Here is a 17,723-nt window from a genome sequence, read left to right on the forward strand (position 1 = left end):
TCCGGGCGTGACCGGATCGGTCCGGGCCGGGACCTGATGGGGCCTGTCGCCGCGCCCGGTGCACCGGTCAGGCTGGGGGCATGAACCGAGCACTGATCGTCATCGACGTCCAGGAATCCTTCCGCGCCCGCCCCCTGTGGGAGACCATCTCCGACCTGGACATCGCCGACCGGGTGGACCGGCTGGTCCGGCTCGCCCGGCAGGCCGGGGACCTGGTGGTGTGGGTGCTTCACTCCGAGCCCGGCAGCGGCGACGTCTTCGATCCGGCCCTCGGCCATGTCCGCCTGATGGACGGGTTGGAGCGGCTGGAGGGAGACCCGCTGATCCACAAGACCTCGCACAACGCGTTCACCACCACCAACCTGCAGCAGCTCCTGACGGAGCGCGGCATCCACGAGCTGACCGTCTGCGGCATCCGCACCGAGCAGTGCGTGGAGACCACGACCCGCGTCGCGAGCGACTTCGGCTACCAGGTCACCTTCGTCATCGACGCCACCGCGACCAACCCCATCGCACACCGCGACGCTCCCCCCGGGCAGACCGTCGCCGAACTGCTGTCGGACCCCCGTACGCTGAGCGCCGAGGAAGTCATCAGGCGGACCGAGTACGCCCTCGCCGGACGCTTCGCCACCATCGCCACGGTCGGGGAACTGGAGGCTGCGGCCCGGTCTCGGGCATGATGACCGGATCGTGAGCCACATCGTCTTCCTGCTGGTGCCCGGACTCCATCTGCTGGACCTGGCGGGCCCCGCACAGGTCTTCTCGACGGCCGCCGACTTCGGGCACCCCTACACGCTCGGCTACGTCGCCGAGCAGCCGCTGGTCCCCACGGCCCAGGGCCTGCCCCTGGCGGCCGGCCTCTCCTGGCCGGAGCTCGGCCCCGAGGACCTGATCGTGGTGCCCGGCTGGCGGGCGCACACCCTGGCCGACGGCCCTGTGATCGGTGCGGCCGCGCTGCAGGCCCTCCGGGACCACCACGCCAGGGGCGGGACCGTCGCCAGCGTCTGCGCGGGAGCGGATGCACTCGGCCGGGCCGGCCTGCTCGACGGCCGCCGCTGCACCACCCACCACGACGTGCAGGACGAACTCGCACGCCGCCACCCCGGGGCGACGGTCGTCCGCGATGTCCTGTACACCGCCGACGACCGGGTCGTCACCTCGGCCGGCATCGCCAGCGGCATCGACCTGGCCCTCCACCTGATCGCCACCCGGCACGGCCCCGCCGTCGCCGCCCAAGTGGCCCGGGACATGGTCGTCTACGCACGGCGCAACGGCCACGAACCGCAGGCCAGCGCGATGCTCCGGTACCGGTCCCACCTCGACGACACCGTGCACCGCGCCCAGGACCTGCTCGACGCCCGCTTCGACCGGCCGCTGCCCCTGTCCGCCCTCGCCGCGGCGGTGGGCGTGAGCGAACGCACCCTCACCCGCCTGTTCACCCGGGCCACCGGCGGCCTCACCCCGCTGCGCTACCAGCAGACCCTGCGCCTCGAACGCGCCGAGCACCTGATCGGCCACGGCACCACGGTGGATGCCGCCGCCCGCGCGGTCGGCTTCGAGGACCCCCGCATGCTGCGCCGCCTGCGGTCCCGCGAGATCGGCCGGTAGCAGTTCTGCCGTTCGGTCCGTGGCCGCCCGCTCCGCGGCCCCGGCGGGTCGGCGTGCGCTGCTCCGCGCACTCCCCCGCGGCTCACGGTGCGTCGGTGACCGCTGCCGCTGCCGCTGCCGCTGCGGGGGACGCCACCAGCAGGGCCACGGCTTTGCCGAGTTGTTCCCGTACCGCTTCGTCGCAGACCAGTCCGTCCGCATCGATCATCCGGCGGTCCACCGGCAGCCGCAGGCAGGCGGGCTCCACGATGTCGGCGCCGGTGTAGCGGAGTACTGTCCGCAGCGTGGCCTCCGCACCCTCGCCCCGCCCGGGTGCGGCCGCGTTGACCCAGGCGACGGCCTTGCCGGAGATCTCGGTCCCGCCGACCGTCCAGTCCAGCAGGTTCTTGAACGCGCCGGGCAGGGTGCCGGCGTACTCCGGGGTGCAGATGAGCACCGCGGTCGCCGCGGCTATCGCCGCACGCAGCCCGGCCACCGCGGGCGGCAGCGGGTCCCGGTCGTCGTCGGGGTTGAAGTGGGGAAGGCCTGCCAGGCCGTCGTAGAGGACGGTGCGCACGGATGCGGGGGCCACGGCACGCGCGGTGCGCAGCACGGACTCGTTGGAGGAGCCGGCCCGGACGCTTCCGGAGAGCAGCAGGATCACTGGATCGATGGTCATCCGCCCAACTTACTTGGCTGTCACAGCTGTTGGCGTGGAGTCCGCCGACCTGCCCGGGAGGGGCACGGCGGCTCCGGAGATACCGGCGCCCTTCGCCCGTGCGTGGCCGCCCGGTTCCGCGGTGGCGGGTGTCGACCGGAGGTACGGTCTGCTGCATGGAAGATCGTCGGGGTTGGTCGCAGTGCCTGCTCGCGGGAGCGGTGTTCGTCGTGTGCATGGCCGGCACCACCCTCCCGACGCCGCTGTACCTGCTCTACGAGGAGAAGTTCGGCTTCTCCGGGCTGACGGTGACGGTCGTGTACGCGGTGTACGCCTTCGGGGTCATGGCCGTGCTGCTGCTCGCGGGCAACGTCTCGGACGCCGTCGGACGCCGGCCGGCCCTGCTGTGGGGACTCGGCTTCGCGGCCGCGAGCGCCGTCAGCTTCCTGGCCGCGGACGCTCTCGGCTGGCTCTACGCCGGCCGACTGCTGTCCGGGCTGTCGGCCGGCCTGTTCACCGGGGCGGCCACGGCGTACGTGATGGAACTCGCGCCCCCGGGCGGCCGGGCGCGGGCGACGCCGGTCGCGACGGCCGCCAACACGGGCGGTCTGGGGTGCGGGCCCCTGCTGGCCGGGGTGCTGGCGGAGTACGCCGCCCACCCCCTGGTGGTGCCCTTCGCCGTCCACCTCGCCTTCCTGGCCGTGGCGGCCGTCGTCCTGGTGCGGCTTCCGGAGACCGTGACGGACCGGCGGCCCGCGGCAAGCGTACGACCCTCCGGTCTTGCGCTGCCCCCACAGGTCCGGGCGGTGTTCGCACCTGCGGCGATCGCCTCCTTCGTCGGCTTCGCGCTGTTCGGCTTGTTCGCCTCGGTGAGTCCCGCCTTCCTCGCCGGCTCCCTCCACGTCGACCACCGTGCGGTGAGCGGCCTGGTGGTGGCCCTGGCCTTCTTCTCCTCGATGCTCGGGCAGCTGGGCGTCGACCGTGTCGGCGTGGCGCGCTCCCTGCCCGTGGGCTGCGCCGTCCTGTTCGCCGCGCTGGCCCTCCTGGCCGGGGCGCTGTGGACGGGCCTCCTCGCCCTCGTCGTCCTGTCGGCCGTCCTCGGCGGGATCGGCCAGGGCCTGGCCTTCCGCGCCTCCCTGACGACGGTGGCAGCGGCCGCACCGGCCGACCGGCGCGCCGCGGTGCTCTCGGCGCTGTTCGTCGTCGCGTACACGGGCATCTCACTCCCGGTGATCGGCGTGGGCCTGCTCTCCGACCGGTGGGACCTGGAGCGTGCGGGCTTCGTCTTCATCGGCTGCATGCTGCTGCTCGTCAGCGCGGCCGGCGCCTACCTGCTGTACCGGCCGGCGGGGACGGAACGGCAGTGACAGGCTCCGGGTCCCACGTGCTCGGGGCCGGGGCATTCCCGGTGACGGTGCCGGGACCCGGGCGCCCTCGTGGCCGGTCGGGTCCACCGGGCGGGGTGCACGGAAGCACCTCCTGGAAGCACCTCCCGGAAGCGCCTGCCGGAGGCGGTCGCGGCCGATAGGTTCGGGCCCATGAGAGCCGACCCGTTGGACGCCTTACGCGTCGAAGTGGAGCAGTACATCGCCGCCCCGCCCGAGCAGGTGTGGGCCATGCTGACCGACGTCCCGGAAATGGCGCGTTGGAGCCCCGAGGTGGTCGAGGCCAGCTGGCTGGACCGGCCCGTGTCCGAGGGGGCACGGTTCCGGGCGACGAACCGGCGGGGCGGGATGGAATGGAGCGTCACCTGCCACGTCCTGGCCTCCGAAGCGCCCACCCGTTTCGTGTGGTGCGTCTCCGACCCGGCCAGCCCCTCGTCGACCTGGAGCTACGACCTGGCGCCGCGCGAGGCGGGCACCCTGGTCACCCAGCGGTTCCAGCACGGGCCGGGCGCCAGCCTGGTCCGTGAGATGGCTTCCGCTCGCGGCGCCGACGCCGACGGGATCGTCCGGTGGCGTGCGGAGATGCTCGCGGCCGACATGGCAGGCGTACTGGCCCGCGCGGCGAACGTGCTGGAGGAGGGATAGCGGTCAGGGGCGGTCTCTCGGAGACCGCCCCTGACCGCTCCACCGCTCCACCGCTCCACCGCTTCGCCCCTGAGCCACTGGGCACACGGCGCCCGGGGTCGTCAGTCGCGGTGCGGGAGGGCGCGCAGGATGCGGGCGCCCGGGTGGAGCCGGGTCGCGGCCGCGGCCGCACAGGCTCCGATCGCCACGGCCGCCCAGACGGGGACCGGAGTGAGGGCGCGCAGGGTGAGCGCGGTCGTCGTGAGGACGGCCAGCAGGACGGCGAGTTCCACGGCGGCCGTCCTGCGCCCGCCGGGTCCGCGCTCGCCCTTCCAGCCCAGGGCCCTCCCGGCGCAGGACCCACCGGTACGCCTCCCGCCGGGCCGCCTCCCCGGCCGCCCTTCAGCCCGCTCGTCCCGCGCGCCGGTCACGACAGCTGTCCCATCAGGCAGCCCGCGGCCGCGACCGAGACGAAGCCCCAGGGACCGCCGGCGAACTTCACCATCCGCAGTCCGGCGCGGGCACGCTGGATGTTGACGGAGACGTGGTGCGACTGGACGGGCACGTAGGCGGCGAGGGCGCCGACCCCGCACTTCTTCGCGGCGTTCTTGACGACCCGTCCGATCTTCTTCCACTTCCAGCTGAACGGGTTCCACCAGGGGTCGGCGACCACGGGGAAGGCCGTGTTCGCGTCGAAGCCCACCGTCTGGATCAGGGTCTGTCCCTCCAGGCGGTAGGACGTGGGCACCGGCCTGCCGTGCGCGTCCTTCGCCCAGGGGGCGTTGATCGCGGCGACCGGCTCGTCCGGGTCTGCGGAGACGATCACGATGGAGCCGTCCGGCTGCTCGCGCAGCGCAGCGCCGGGCGCCAGGGTGATCGGCACCCGGTACTCGCGCGGTGCGGTGGCGTTCTTGATGACCTGGAGGGTCCGGCTGCCGCCCGCGAGGGTGGGCTGGACGACGGTGTCCACGGGGGAAGCGGCGTCGGCGTGGACCACGCTGCCGTTGAGGTTGACGCCGCGCTGCGGGCCCGCCCCCGATCCGATGCCGACGCCGGCGATGTCGTCCGGCTTGACCTCGATGCTGCCCCGGGCGTCCCAGGGGACGGTGACCGTGCCCGTCGCCGTCTGCGCGATGGCCGCGAACCGGGTGTCGCTGGTGGTGGCCGGGGTGATGTCGGCGGCGTCGAGGGCCGCGTTGGCCGCCCCGAGGGCTTCGATCGCCGGGCCCGGGCGCCAGGCGGTGTCCACGGTGAAGGTCACCGGGTCCGACCAGCCGTTGGCGTAGTGCAGGCCGTCGTAGGCCGTCGTACGGAAGGTGTACGCGCGGCCGGACGACAGTTTGCCGGCCGGCACCTTGGCCGCGGCCGTCTCGCCGGAGCGCACGAACGGCGAGTTGAACAGGGCGACCACCTCACCGGTGGCCTTGTCCTTGACTTCGAAGGTGCCCTGGACGCTGTCGTCCTCGTTGACGTCCTCGGTGGTGAACCGGAGGGTGGGAGTCAGGCTGTTGACCTTGTAGACGCCGCCCTCGCTGTGGAAAGGAGCGCCGGCCTGGAGGTTGGCGCCGTTCCTGGGACGGTAGTTGAAGGTGACGGTCAGCTGCGGGACCTTGTCCTCCGTGGTCTCGGAGGAGTGGAAGCGCTTCCACGCGTACGTGTCCGACTCGTCGACGGCCTTGAGGGCCACCGATCCGGTCGCCGCCTTGGCACTGGCCCAGGTCTTCGCCAGTTCGGTGACGTCGGCGGTCACGCGGCCCGCGTTGTTGCAGGCGCCGCTGCGGGTCTCGGTGGAGGTGGCGGCCTTCTGGCGCAGTGCGGGCTGCTTGGTCCAGCGGCTGGAGGTGTCCGCCGGGTCCGCCGCCCACACTTCCCAGCCGCGCTTCTCGCAGGACCAGGAGTGGTAGTTGTACAGCGACAGCTTCGCGTCCGTGACCAGGGCGTCCGCGAACTGGCCGGTCTCCCAGGTGATGAAGGAGCGGGCGGTGCGCTTGGTGCCGCCCGCGTGGTCGCCGGGCCAGCCGATCTTGAGGTCGGTGGAGGCCGACTGGTCGGTGGTGTCGCCGCCCTGGACGAAGGTGTCGAACAGGACCGAGAGCGTGTCGGTGGCCGGGTCGATGGTCACCGGGTACTTCGTCGCGGGGTCGGTGAGGAACTTCCGGTCCGGGGTGAGCCTCAGCTCGACCGTGTCCCCGTCCTGGGCGACCGTCATCGGCACCCGGGCGGTGCGCTTGCGCTCCCCGGACCGCTCGTCGACCTGTGCGTCCCACATGACGGGCGCGGGCATGGTGGCGACCGGCTCGCCGCTCTCGCGGTCGGCGAACACCACGGAGTCGTCCGGCTGCTGGGTTGCGGTCAGCCCGGGGATCCGCAGCGGCAGCGTCATCGGTGCGCCGCCGTCGGCCGGCCGCTGCTTGAGGCTGAGGAACTGCTCGAAGCCGGTACGGGTGGCGTCGACTACGAGGTCGGCGCCGGGTACGGCATCGCGGTAGGTGGCCTTGGGGCCGTCGAGGACCGGGGCGGGCAGTCCGCCCTTCCACTGCACGCCGATGGTGTCGTCGCCGGTGCCGAGGGTGATCAGGTCCCGGGCCGCGGAGGCGGGGGCCTCGGCCGCGGCCCGCGCCGAGCGGGCCCGGGCGCCTCCGGGACCGGCCAGCCTCAGCTCGCCGGGGTGCGCTTCCGCCTCGACGGTGCCGTCGGCCCGGCGGTGCAGGGTGGCGTCCACCTCGGTCCACGCACCGTCCTTGAGTATCCGCACCGGGCCGCCCGAGACCGTCGTGGTCAGGGTTCCCTCGGGGTTGGCCCAGGTGGTGGAGGTCTCGGTCCGCCGGTCGAGGACCTCGACCTGACGGCCGTACACCTCGGCGGCGAGCAGGGCCGATTCCGCGGTGGTGGCCTCGGTGACGGGCCCGCCCAGCGGGTCCTTCGCGCGTACGGCCTCCCGTACGGCGGCGGCCGCGTCGTGCGTGCCGGGCCTTCCGGCCGACGGGGCCTGGGGCGTGGCGCCCGGGCCGGGCTGCTCCGCCGCAACGGCCGGGGCGGCCGGGCCGAGCAGGGCGAGCGCGGTCAGCGCCGAGACGCCCCCCACCGCGATGGATCCGGAGTATCTACGCCGTATCGACGACATGCAGGTCCTTGCTTGTACGACAGGTCCGCGCCGACGGGGCCGGGCGGGCCTGATCAACTTTGGTTGACCTGCAAGATCAAAGCAGAGGTAAAACGGAGGTAAGCAGGGGCTAAAGTCCTTCAAGGGACGGTCAATGGACCCCAACCGGCGGGCCGAACGGTCCCGGCCGGCTTTCCCCGTACCGCGCCTTCCGTCAGTGGTCGGGTCCCCACCTGATGATCTCCAGGTCGACGTCATCGAGGTCCACGAGGCCTACGACGGAGCGCAGGAGGTCGGTGATGGCCTGCTCGGCGCCCGCTGCATCTCCCGCGGCACCGCGCCAGAGAGCGAGGTTGTACCGGGTGGTGTGGAGGTCCGGATGGTCGGGGCCGAGCACCCGGAGCTGATCGGTCAGCAACTCGGCGAAGGCCTGGGCAGCGCCGGCCGCATCCCCGGCCTGCCCACGCCACGTCGCGAAGTTGGCCCGCGTGGTGTGCGTGTTGGGGTGGTCGGCACCCAGCACCCGCAGATGATCGCTCAGCAGCTCGGCGAAGGCCTGCGCGGCGCCGGCCGCATCACCGGCGGCCCCCTGCCAGAGAGCGAGGTTGTTCCGGGCGGTGAGCGTGTGGGGGTGGTCGGGACCCAGGACCCGCACCGTGGACTCCAGAAGGTCGGCAAAGGCCTCCGCCGCGCCGGTCATGTCCCCGGCGTGCCCGCGCCAGGTGGCGAGGTTGTTCCGGGTGGTCAGCGTGTGAGGGTGGTCTTCGCCCAGAACGCGCTCCCGGTCCTCCAGAAGCTCGGCGAAAGCCTGCGCGGCGCCGGCCGCATCGCCCGCCTGCCCCCGCCAGGTGGCCAGATTGTTCCGGGCAGTCAGGGTGTTGGGGTGGTCAGGACCCAGGACCCGCACCGTGGACTCCAGAAGGTCGGCAAAGGCCTCCGCCGCGCCGGCCGCATCGCCCGCCTCCCCCCGCCAGAGGGCAAGGTTGTTCCGAGTGGTCAGGGTGCGGGGGTGGTCTTCGCCCAGAACACGCTCCCGGTCCTCGAGAAGCTCGGCGAAAGCCTGCGCGGCGCCGGCCGCATCACCCGCCTCCCCCCGCCAGGTGGCGAGGTTGCCCCGAGCAGCGAGGGTGTACGGGTGGTCGGGGCCCAGAACGCGCTCCCGGTCCTCCAAGAGGTCGGCGAAAGCCTGCGCGGCGCCGGCCGCGTCACCCGCCTCCCCCCGCCAGAGAGCGAGGTTGTTGCGAACGGTCAGCGTGTTGGGATGGTCGGGACCCAGCACACGCAGCTGATCGGTCAGCAGGTCGGCGAAGGCCTGGGCGGCGCCGGCCGCATCCCCGGCGTGCCCACGCCACGTCGCGAGGTTGCCCCGCGTGGTGTGCGTGTGGGGGTGGTCGGGACCCAGCACCCGTATCTGATCGGTCAGCAGGTCGGCGAAGGCCTGGGCGGCGCCGGCCGCGTCACCCGCCTCCCCCCGCCAGAGGGCAAGGTTGTTCCGGGCGGTGAGCGTGTGAGGGTGGTCCTTTCCCGACAGGCGCTCCCGGTCCGTCAGGAGCTCGCCGAAGGCCTGCACGGCGCCGGCCGCATCCCCGGCCTGCCCACACGACGTCGCGAGGTTGCCCCGCGTGAACAGGGTGTCGGGGTGGTCGGGGCCGAAGCGGCTGCCAGCGATGCGAAGGAGCCATTGGAAATGGTCGATGGCAGCAGCGGCTTGTCCGGATTCTCCGAGGCTTCTTCCGTGGAGATACAGCACTCTGTGTGCCTCCGACCGGTACAGGGCGCCTTCCGCATGACGGGTGAGGGCGGCGGTGTTCGTACGGAGACTCTGGGCCAGGTCGGTGTCGCGCTCGATCTCGGGCCAGGCGTCGACGAGGGCGTCGGCGGCGCTGCGAGCGGCCTGGTCGTGCTGGTGGGGGCTGAGGGTGTCGCGGGTGGCGCGCTGGACGAGCTGGTGGATGCGGACGGATTGCCGGAGGGTGCCTGGCTGGTGGTCGATGAGGCTGAGCCGGTCCAGAGCGCGCAGGGCGCGCACTGCTTCCGTGGCGGATACGGGGGCTTCCTGCCGTGCAGGGTCGGTTGCGGTGCGGTGCACGGCAAGGTACGCGCGGGCCGCCTGACTGGTGAGGACGTCTTGGGGGATGCCGTTGGCATCGAGGAAGGCGGCGAGGTGGAGCATGGGGCGTGCCAGGCCCGCGGGGCGAAGAGTGTCGGCACGCTCCATCGACAGGGACCAGGAGGCGGCGAGGGCGGTGGCTTGCTCGTCGGGCAGTGCGTCGGGGGTGAGGTGATCGAGCACGGTGGCGCGGTCGGCCAGCAGCTGACGGTACGAGGCCGCGGTCTCGCCCGAGTCGACGAGGTAGGCGGTGGCCTGGGCCAGGGCGAGAGGCAGGTGACCGAGGTCATCGGCGAGGACTGCGAGCTGGTCGGCCGGCTCGGTGCGGCCCTGGGCGTTCAGGGACGCGGTGAGGTAGGCGACGGACTCTTGCGGGGTGAACAGGCCGACCTCGACACGGCGGCGGCCTTCGCCGAAGAGGGCGGCGTCCCGGCGGCGGGTGGTGAGGAGCGTCCGGCCGTGCGGGCCGGCGGGCGGCCACAGGCTGAAGCGGCGGGCGGGGTCGTCCTGGTGGACCACGAGGTCGCGCGGATCGGCAAGGTCGTCGAGGACGATCAGCCACCGGCACGGTCGCTGCCCGGGTTTGGGAGCCAGCCAGGCCAGGAACTGGCGCGCGGCCTGTTCGGGGTTGTCGGGGTCGGCGCGGCACAATTCGACACCCGCCTGGGCGAATCCGCTCACGACGGCCGCCTGCGTGCCGGCGGTGACCCAGACCAGGACGTCCAGACTGCCGTCGGCCCAGGCGGCGCGGGCGTAGTCGGCAGCGAGTTGGGTCTTGCCGACCCCGCCCATCCCGGTCAGCACCTGGGAGAGTACGGCGGTGCCCCCGCCTTCGACCGCGGTCCGCAGGCGGTCCGCCTCCCTGCGGTGCTGGAACGACCGCGCCGGAGAAGGGACCACGCCCACCTGATGCGGCCAGGGAGCCGGCTCCCGCAACGGACGCTGCTGCACGCTGAGCGTGTGAACGTAGCCGCTGATGGACGTGCCGCCGTGCGTGGCCGTCGCATCGCCGGTACCCGACAGCCGTACCGCCGCGGGGACTCCGCCGCTTCCCGGACGGGGCCCGTGGTAACCGGACACCGCTGTTTCGTCTCCGGAGGCCTCGGCGTTGCCGGTGTCCGACACGGTCAAGGACGGCTCCGGCTCCTTGTCCCACACCGTTCGCCATGGCGCCTTCGTCATGGCTGCGACTCTAGTTCGAGTAGTCGATGCCGGAGACGGAGTTCGCGCCGCTTGCATCCCCGGTCCGGTCGGCCGTGGCCGAGCCGCGCCCCCGGCCGCCGGGCCGCCGGATACCGGACGTGCCACCGCGCTCGGCCTTGCCGGTCCGGCCGGCCCGGTCCGTGGGCCCGGCGGAGGGGAGTCGTTGGAGCAGCGCCCAGACCAGAGCAGCGATACCCACGGCGGCCTGGACCGTGGCCCCGGCCAGCTGCCCCGCATCCGGGCTGTCGAGCAGCCAGATCAGCGGTGTGGACAAAACGCCGGCCGTCGCCAGCACGATGACCGCGATCTTCTTCCCCTGCGACACGGCCGCCCCCTCACCCCGACACACACCGCCGGCCAACCGGCGGTCCACCACGCCCCATTCTCCCCCGGAGCCTTCGGCACGACCAAGAAAACGGACTGCTCCGATGTCGCAGTCCGGGTGCAGGACCATCGTTCGCCGTACCGCTGAGCGCGGCCGCCTCGCCGGCAGCCGGACACGGCGCCCTCGTTTGTCGCCCGGTAGGTGGAGCAGACCCTCGGTCCGGCCGGGTGCTGCCGCGGACGATACGGCCGTCTCACCGGGGCCCCGACCGGAGGAAGGTGATCGGCCTAACGGCCCATCGGGGGTGACCGGTCCGCTGCCGGGAGGAGTACCGGTGGTTGCGTGGCCTTCCGGACCGTCCTCGACAGCGAAGGCCTGTATGCCCCCCTCGTTCCATCTGCTGGCGGATGCCCCGGCGCAGCTGCTCCCGGCCAGGGAACTCATGGCGTTCACCCTGGCGTCGCACATCATCCTCGTGCCCCTGGGCGTCGCCTTCCCGTTCATCACCCTCGTGATGCACTACCGGGGGCTGCGCCGCAAGGACCCCGCGGCCCTGCTGCTGGCCCGGCGGTGGTCGGCTGTGATGGCGGTGCAGTTCGCGCTCGGCATCGTGACCGGCACCGTGCTTTCCTTCGAGTTCGGCCTGCTCTGGCCCGGTCTGATGGGCCGGTGGGGCGATGTGTTCGGCATCGGATTCGGTGTGGAGGCCTGGGCGTTCTTCCTGGAGGCCGTGCTGATCGCGATCTACCTGTACGGGTGGCGGCGGCTGAAGCCACGGACGCACTTCCTGCTCGGGCTGCCGCTGCCGGCCGCCGCGCTGCTCGGCGCGTTCGGCATCCTCGCTGCGAACTCGTGGATGAACACCCCCCGGGGGTTCACCCTCGACGCGCAGGGCAAGCCCGTCAACGTGGACGTCTGGAAGGCGATCTTCACGCCGATGTTCGGGCCGCAGTACTGGCACTTCGTGGTGGCGATGGTCCTCACCGCGGGCTTCATGGTGTCCGGCGTCTACGCGACGGGCTGGCTGCGGGGACGGCGCGACCACTACCACCGGCTGGGATTCGCCCTGCCGTTCACCATCGCCGCCGTGGCGACCCCCGTCCAGTTCGTCCTCGGTGACTCCCTCGCCCGGTCGGTGTTCCACAAGCAGCCGGTGAAGTTCGCCGCCATGGAGATCGTCTGGAAGACCGACACCCGGGTGCCGGAGTACATCTTCGGGCGGCTCCAGGAGGACGGCAGCGTCAAGGGCGGCATCCGCATCCCCATGCTCGATTCACTGCTGGCGGGATTCAGCGTCGACACCGAGGTGCGCGGCCTGTCGTCCGTACCGCCCGATCAGCGGCCGACGGCCACTCAGGCGACCATCGCGCACTGGGCGTTCGACGTCATGGTGCTGGTGGGGTCGGCTCTGGTGGTCCTCGCCCTCTGGTACGGCCTGATCTGGCTCCGGTACCGGCGGCTGCCGGCATCGAAGTGGTTCTACCGCTGCGCGGCCTGTGCCGGCGTCGGCGCCGTCGTGACCGTGGAGGCCGGGTGGGTCGCCGCCGAGGTGGGCCGGCAGCCGTGGATCGTGTACGAGAACATGCGGGTCGCGGAAGCCGTCACAGCGACCCGCTCGACCACCCTGTGGGTGATGTTCGGCATCGTGGTCGTCGTGTACGTGTTCCTCTTCGGCTCGTTCCTGGCCGTCCTGCTGAGCATGCGCAAACGCTGGCGGCTCGCGGACGCGCAGCACACCGCCGGGGGACCTCCACCCGCGCCGGAGACGGACGCCCCCTACGGGCCGCGCGGACCGTTGCCCGTCGGGCGCGGCCGCCCGCGGCGGACTGGTGACGGACCCGCCGACGGTGACGGACCGGTCGGCGGTGACAGCCCGGTCGGCGGTGACAGCCCGCCGGCCGGGCCGGGACGGACCGGGAAGGGGCGCCGGTGACCGCCGATCTAATCGCCGTGGTACTGCTCCTCGCCGTCGCCGCGTACGCCTGCGCGGGCGGCACCGACTACGGGGCCGGGTTCTGGGACCTGACGGCCGGCGGGGCGCGGCGCGGCAGCCGTGCCCGGTGGCTCGTCGACCATGCGATGGCTCCCGTGTGGGAGGTGAACAACGTCTGGTTGATCTTCGTCCTCGTCATCATGTGGACCGGGTTCCCCGTCCTGTTCCAGGCCGTGTTCTCTGCCATGTGGGTGCCGCTGGCGCTGGCCGTCGTCGGCATGGTCCTGCGCGGGGCCGGTTTCGTGTTCCGCAAACCGTCCCGGCGGCTGGCCGGCCGCCGGCTGTACGGTGCGGTGTTCGCCGTGGCCTCGGTGGTGACACCGTTCTTCCTCGGGGCCGCGGTGGGCGGCGTGGCGTCGGGGCGGGTGGCGCCCGGTACCGAGGCGTCGGCGCACGCCTGGGCCGGGCCGACCTCGCTGGTGTTCGGGCTGGGTGCCGTCACGGCAACGGCGTTCCTCGGCGCGGTGTTCCTCACCGGGGACGCCCGCCGGTTCGACGCACCCGACCTGGTCGGCTACTTCCGGTGGCGGGCACTGGGCAGCCTCGGCGTGCTCGCCGTCCTGGCAGTGGTCACGGCGTTCGTCCTCCACGACGACTCCCCCCACGTGTGGCACGGCCTGACCCGCGGCGCGGGGCTGTTCTTCGTCGCCGTGGCGGTGGTGTCCGCCGTGGCGACCGGTGTGCTGCTCCTGCGGGTGCCCGGGGTGTGGGTCCGTGTCGCGGCGGTCGGGGCGGTCGCCTCCTCCGTGCTCGCCTGGGGCATGGCGCAGCGCCCCTATCTTCTCCCCACCTCCCTGACCGTGGCCGACGCGGCGGGCGCACCCGCCACCCTGACGTGGCTGGGCGTCGTGACACTGGTGGCCCTGCTGCTCGTCGTGCCGGCGGTGGTCCTCCTGTACTGGCTGGACACCCATGGGGAGCTGGAGGAACTCAGCGACTCGGATCTGCGCAGGAGCAGCGGCGGCGCCACAGGCGGTGACGGGACGGTGGGCGGCGGCTGACGGGACGGTGCCGGTGCCTGACTTCATCGTCCTCGACCGGTTCGGTCTGGTCGGTCCGGCGCGAGGTCGGCGCCGAGCGCGGCGTTGTTGGCACGGACGGCGGCGTTCCGCAGGCCCTTACGGGAACTGTTTCGCCTCGCGGGCGATGTCGTCGATCGGGCCGAGGACCGTCCAGCCGGGCCTGAGCGGGCGGGTGGAGCGGAAGCCGTGGGCGTCCGCAGGCCGGCACGACGCCCACCTCGCGGCGGAGCGGCGCGGCGGAGTTGCCCGGGGCCGCCACCGTGGATGATCATGCTCGCCGGTCATCCGGACGGCAGGTCCGCCGGATGCAGGCGACTCCAGGGGGAGAACTCATGCGCATCATCCGGTCCACAGCCGTCGCCGCGACGACGGCGGCACTGCTCGGGGGGCTCGGCTCGGCGCCCGCCTCCGCCGCCGGCGGGCGGCACGTGCACAGCGTGCACTTCGGGGCGTTCTCGTTCAACAGCCCGGGCAAGGACACCCGTTCCGCCAAATCGCGCAACGGCGAGTGGATCGACGTCCACAACCACACCAGCCGCTCGGTCAACCTGAAGGGGTGGCGGGTCGCCACCTGGACGCAGGGCGAGTACGTCTTCGGACGCTACGTCCTGCGCCCCGGGAAGACCGTACGGCTGCACACCGGTCCCGGCCGCAACACCGGCTCGAACGGCACCAAGCTGGGCCACGTGTACTGGAACTCCGCGGGCCACCGCTGGAACAACACCAACGCCCTGGCCTTCCTCCACCGGCCCGACGACGCCTCGTTCCAGAAGACCTGCCGCACGGGCCCCTACTGGGGCGAGCCCAAGAGTCCCGGCAACTGCCACGAGACCACGGTCGCCTGAGGAGTTCTCACCGTTCCGAGCCCTCCGAGCCCTGCGAGCCCTCCGAGCGCCTCGTCGGCCGGAGCCATCGCACAAGCCCCCGCCGTCCGGAAGCGCGAAGGCGTCCGGACGGCGGGGGCCGCTTGCGTCTCGGGCGGGGCGTCAGGGCGCCATGAGCGAGATCTCGAACGGCTTTGTCTGCGGAGCCGATTCGGTGCCGTCGGCGGCCACGGCGGTGATGACGTAGTAGTAATACGCCCGCGCCAGGCCGGGGTCGGTGTACCTCGGCTCCGTGATGCCCGAGGCGATGCGGCGCTCAGGGGTGAAGACGTCCGAAGCGGACGTGGACCGGTACACGTTGTACGAGACGGTGGCGCCCTGGTCGCAGGCTCCGGGCTCCCAGCTGAGCTGGACGAAGTCCGCGCCCCTGCCGCCGCCCGTGATCTTGGGGGTGGGCGGTCCGTTCGTGACCGGGCAGGGCACGGTGGCCTCGGCCATCGGCGAGAAGCCGGACCACTGGGAGTTCTTGCCGATGGCACGGACCACGTAGTGCCAGGTGCGGCCGGCGGGCACGTTCTCGTTGGTGAACTTCGTCCCGGTGACGAGCGGGGAGACCGAGTAGGCCTGCGTGGGGTCCGAAGTCGTCGTGCGGTAGACGTAGTAGCCGATGATGTCGGCCGAGGTGCTCGCGGTCCACTCCAGCGTGACGTTGCCGTTCTCGACGGTCGCGCTCAGCGAGGCGGGCGCGGCCGGCTGCACGGGGACCGGCAGGCGCTTGCCGTAGACGGTGCCGTAGCCGGGCTCCGGCATGGTGGAGACGTTGCCGGCCGCGTCGACGGCGCGGACGGTGTACCCGAACTGCACGTCGGGCGCGGTGGAGGTGTCCAGGTACTTGACGTCCCGCACCACGGCGATCTGCTCCCAGGCGCCGAACATCGGCTTGCGCATGACGAGGTAGTGGTCCGTGTCGTCGGTGTTGGCCGTCCACGAGATGTGGACGCCGTCGGTGCCGTTCCACGCGTCCAGGCCGTACGGCATGCGCGGCGGGGTGGTGTCACGGGTGCGGGTGGCCGAGGCCGTCGCCGACGGGCTCGACTCCAGGCCCTGCGGCGTGACGGTCGTGACCCGGTAGTGGCGCAGCTCGCCGACGGGTGCCGCGGTGTCGTTGTAGGAGGAGCCGGCGACCGGGGTTCCGGTCAGCCGGGTCCACGGGCCCGTGGCCGACTCGGCGGTGTAGACGTGGAACCGGTGGGACGCTTCGCCCTCGTACTTCCAGCCGATGGCGTTGCGGTCGAGCCAGCCGTTGGCGGAGACGTTCGTCGGCGGCAGGGGCTTGACCTCGGCCACGAGCTGGACGGGCGCGGAGTACGGCGAGGCGTTCATCGCGATGTCCAGGGCCCGCACGCGGTAGTGGTAGGTCGTGCCGGCGACGGGGCTCGGGTCGGTCAGGGCGGAGCTCTGGGTGCGCGGGCCGACGTTGGTGAACGGCCCCTGGGCCGAGAGGGAGCGCTGCACCTCGTAGGAGGTCGCCCCGGTCGGTGCGGACCAGGACAGATGGGCGCCGAACGCGTCGTACGAGGCCGTGAGTCCGGTGGGGGCGTCGGTGGGTGTCTTGTCGGCGCTGACGACGCTCTTCGGGGCGGACCTCGGGGAGAGGTTGCCGGAGCGGTCGAGGGCGCGGAGGGCGTACTCGTAGGTGGCGCCGGTGGCCGCGGGTGCGTCGGTGTAGGTGGCGCCGGTGATCGGGGCGGTGTTGAGCCGGCCCCAGGTGCCGGTGCTGCCGGTGCGGCGGTAGAGGTGGTAGCCGGCCAGGTCCATCTCCTGGTTGCGGGACCAGGCCAGGCTCGTCTTGAGGGTGGTCGTGTCGTAGGTGGCCTTCAGACCGACCGGGGCCAGAGGAGCGACCTTGTCGTCGGCCGCGCCGATGACGGGCTTGTAGCCGAAGGTGACGTTCGCGGTGCCTGTGAAAGCGGCGAAGTCCACGCGCAGGGTGTGGACTCCGCGCGGGACGGTGAGGCGAACGGTCTTCTTCTGGTTCGACCTGACGTCGCGCCACAGGTCGATCTTGCGCTTGCCGTCGAGGTAGACGCGGGCGCCGTCCTGGACGGCGACGGTCAGGTCGAACGGGCCGCCGGAGCCGAAGTCGCGGCTGGTGCTCCAGCGGACGCCGAAGTTGTCCTTCGGCAGGGTCACGCCGGCGGGGTCCTTGAGGCCGTAGTCCTCGGCGATGGAGGTGTCGCAGACGCTGGCCTTCGGAGTGCCGGTGAAGGCGGTGTTGGCGTAGTACTGGGCCTTCCACACGCCCGCCTTGCAGGTCACGGCCGCCTGGGCGCTGGCGGGGAAGGCGAGGCCGGTCAGGGCGGTGGCCAGGGAGAGCACGGCCGCACCGGCCGTACGGCGCCCCGCGCCGAGGGATATGGGCATCAGCGGACGGTCACACTTTCGATCGCGGGATGGGTGACGAGGCGCACACGAAGCGCGCACGCCGCCCGATCGTGCCATTCGAATGATCGTTCGCGGTAGGGGTTTTGGGTGGAATCACGTCATTCACTTGCCGCGGGCCGCACGTCCAGGGTGCGCCACGGAAGGAACGCGACGGGCGCCCCGGAGGGATTCCCCCGGGGCACCGGTGCGTCCAGGCGGACGAGGCGGGGTGGGCACAGCAGAGGTCGCACCGCTGCTGTTCGTGGTAGTGCTTCACCGGCACGCCCCCCTGCCCTCCGAAGGGTTTCAAGGCCGAGGCCAAGGCGTGGGTGATGGAGCGGACACGTATCTCGTCTTGGGGGCGGAGCGTGATGGGCCCCGCACAATGGTGGCGCCGAGCCGCCGCACATGGGCGGCGCACACGCAAGGGACGTTGCCTTGACATCCTCCCCGCCCTAAAGGACG

At 72.4% G+C, this 17,723-nt stretch carries 13 protein-coding genes; 7 read left to right on the plus strand and 6 right to left on the minus strand.

Going from position 1 to position 17,723, the window contains the following annotated elements:
* The first annotated feature begins 80 nt into the window (after positions 1 to 80).
* Together LG634_RS21835 and LG634_RS21840 are read left to right on the plus strand one after the other, a co-directional pair.
* On the plus strand, positions 81 to 680 hold the full coding sequence (locus LG634_RS21835; RefSeq protein ID WP_226735592.1) for an isochorismatase family protein: 600 nt from the start codon (positions 81 to 83) through the stop codon (positions 678 to 680).
* 10 nt (positions 681 to 690) lie between these two features.
* Positions 691 to 1,608 (plus strand): GlxA family transcriptional regulator, encoded by a 918-nt coding sequence (locus tag LG634_RS21840; protein ID WP_226735593.1) that lies wholly within the window; start codon positions 691 to 693, stop codon positions 1,606 to 1,608.
* An 82-nt stretch (positions 1,609 to 1,690) separates the two neighbouring features.
* On the opposite strand, the gene LG634_RS21845 is transcribed toward LG634_RS21840, so the two are convergent.
* Positions 1,691 to 2,266 carry an NADPH-dependent FMN reductase gene (locus LG634_RS21845; RefSeq protein ID WP_226735594.1) on the minus strand — a complete coding sequence of 192 codons (576 nt, stop codon included), beginning with the start codon at positions 2,264 to 2,266 and terminating at the stop codon, positions 1,691 to 1,693.
* Positions 2,267 to 2,421: 155 nt separating this feature from the next.
* On the opposite strand from LG634_RS21845, the gene LG634_RS21850 reads away from it, so the two are divergent.
* Positions 2,422 to 3,612 carry an MFS transporter gene (locus LG634_RS21850; RefSeq protein WP_226735595.1) on the plus strand — a complete coding sequence of 397 codons (1,191 nt, stop codon included), beginning with the start codon at positions 2,422 to 2,424 and terminating at the stop codon, positions 3,610 to 3,612.
* A 171-nt stretch (positions 3,613 to 3,783) separates the two neighbouring features.
* A complete protein-coding gene (locus tag LG634_RS21855) occupies positions 3,784 to 4,275 on the plus strand; it encodes an SRPBCC family protein (protein ID WP_226735596.1) in 492 nt (163 codons plus the stop codon).
* A 101-nt stretch (positions 4,276 to 4,376) separates the two neighbouring features.
* On the opposite strand, the gene LG634_RS21860 is transcribed toward LG634_RS21855, so the two are convergent.
* From LG634_RS21860 to LG634_RS21875, 4 genes are all read right to left on the minus strand, one after another.
* Positions 4,377 to 4,547 (minus strand): hypothetical protein, encoded by a 171-nt coding sequence (locus tag LG634_RS21860; protein WP_226735597.1) that lies wholly within the window; start codon positions 4,545 to 4,547, stop codon positions 4,377 to 4,379.
* 134 nt (positions 4,548 to 4,681) lie between these two features.
* Positions 4,682 to 7,378, minus strand: a complete 2,697-nt coding sequence (locus LG634_RS21865) for a DNRLRE domain-containing protein (protein WP_226735598.1) — start codon at positions 7,376 to 7,378, stop codon at positions 4,682 to 4,684.
* 193 nt (positions 7,379 to 7,571) lie between these two features.
* Positions 7,572 to 10,649 (minus strand): tetratricopeptide repeat protein, encoded by a 3,078-nt coding sequence (locus LG634_RS21870; protein WP_226735599.1) that lies wholly within the window; start codon positions 10,647 to 10,649, stop codon positions 7,572 to 7,574.
* Positions 10,650 to 10,659: 10 nt separating this feature from the next.
* A complete protein-coding gene (locus tag LG634_RS21875) occupies positions 10,660 to 10,995 on the minus strand; it encodes a hypothetical protein (RefSeq protein ID WP_226735600.1) in 336 nt (111 codons plus the stop codon).
* A gap of 379 nt (positions 10,996 to 11,374) precedes the next feature.
* On the opposite strand from LG634_RS21875, the gene LG634_RS21880 reads away from it, so the two are divergent.
* The 3 genes from LG634_RS21880 to LG634_RS21890 all read left to right on the plus strand — a co-directional run bounded on the left by LG634_RS21880 (position 11,375) and on the right by LG634_RS21890 (position 14,855).
* The gene (locus LG634_RS21880; RefSeq protein WP_226735601.1) at positions 11,375 to 12,928 is read left to right on the plus strand and encodes a cytochrome ubiquinol oxidase subunit I; all 1,554 of its coding nucleotides are present in this window, start codon (positions 11,375 to 11,377) and stop codon (positions 12,926 to 12,928) included.
* The gene (locus tag LG634_RS21885) at positions 12,925 to 13,989 is read left to right on the plus strand and encodes a cytochrome d ubiquinol oxidase subunit II (RefSeq protein WP_226735602.1); all 1,065 of its coding nucleotides are present in this window, start codon (positions 12,925 to 12,927) and stop codon (positions 13,987 to 13,989) included. The genes LG634_RS21880 and LG634_RS21885 overlap by 4 nt, the downstream gene beginning before the upstream one ends.
* Before the next feature lie 353 nt (positions 13,990 to 14,342).
* Positions 14,343 to 14,855 (plus strand): lamin tail domain-containing protein, encoded by a 513-nt coding sequence (locus tag LG634_RS21890; RefSeq protein ID WP_226735603.1) that lies wholly within the window; start codon positions 14,343 to 14,345, stop codon positions 14,853 to 14,855.
* A 141-nt stretch (positions 14,856 to 14,996) separates the two neighbouring features.
* On the opposite strand, the gene LG634_RS21895 is transcribed toward LG634_RS21890, so the two are convergent.
* Complete coding sequence (locus tag LG634_RS21895; RefSeq protein ID WP_226735604.1) at positions 14,997 to 17,258, minus strand: PA14 domain-containing protein; 2,262 nt, start codon at positions 17,256 to 17,258, stop codon at positions 14,997 to 14,999.
* Positions 17,259 to 17,723: the final 465 nt, after the last annotated feature.

It is taken from the genome of Streptomyces bambusae (genome assembly GCF_020532645.1).
Lineage (GTDB): Bacteria > Actinomycetota > Actinomycetes > Streptomycetales > Streptomycetaceae > Streptomyces > Streptomyces bambusae.

Bases quoted from the DNA above. Each gene is read 5' to 3' on its own strand.
- LG634_RS21835 (WP_226735592.1), top strand. From the start codon at position 81: ATGAACCGAGCACTGATCGTCATCGACGTCCAGGAATCCTTCCGCGCC.
- LG634_RS21845 (WP_226735594.1), bottom strand. From the start codon at position 2,266: ATGACCATCGATCCAGTGATCCTGCTGCTCTCCGGAAGCGTCCGGGCC.
- LG634_RS21850 (WP_226735595.1), top strand. From the start codon at position 2,422: ATGGAAGATCGTCGGGGTTGGTCGCAGTGCCTGCTCGCGGGAGCGGTG.
- LG634_RS21855 (WP_226735596.1), top strand. From the start codon at position 3,784: ATGAGAGCCGACCCGTTGGACGCCTTACGCGTCGAAGTGGAGCAGTAC.
- LG634_RS21865 (WP_226735598.1), bottom strand. From the start codon at position 7,378: ATGTCGTCGATACGGCGTAGATACTCCGGATCCATCGCGGTGGGGGGC.
- LG634_RS21870 (WP_226735599.1), bottom strand. From the start codon at position 10,649: ATGACGAAGGCGCCATGGCGAACGGTGTGGGACAAGGAGCCGGAGCCG.
- LG634_RS21880 (WP_226735601.1), top strand. From the start codon at position 11,375: ATGCCCCCCTCGTTCCATCTGCTGGCGGATGCCCCGGCGCAGCTGCTC.
- LG634_RS21890 (WP_226735603.1), top strand. From the start codon at position 14,343: ATGCGCATCATCCGGTCCACAGCCGTCGCCGCGACGACGGCGGCACTG.
- LG634_RS21895 (WP_226735604.1), bottom strand. From the start codon at position 17,258: ATGCCCATATCCCTCGGCGCGGGGCGCCGTACGGCCGGTGCGGCCGTG.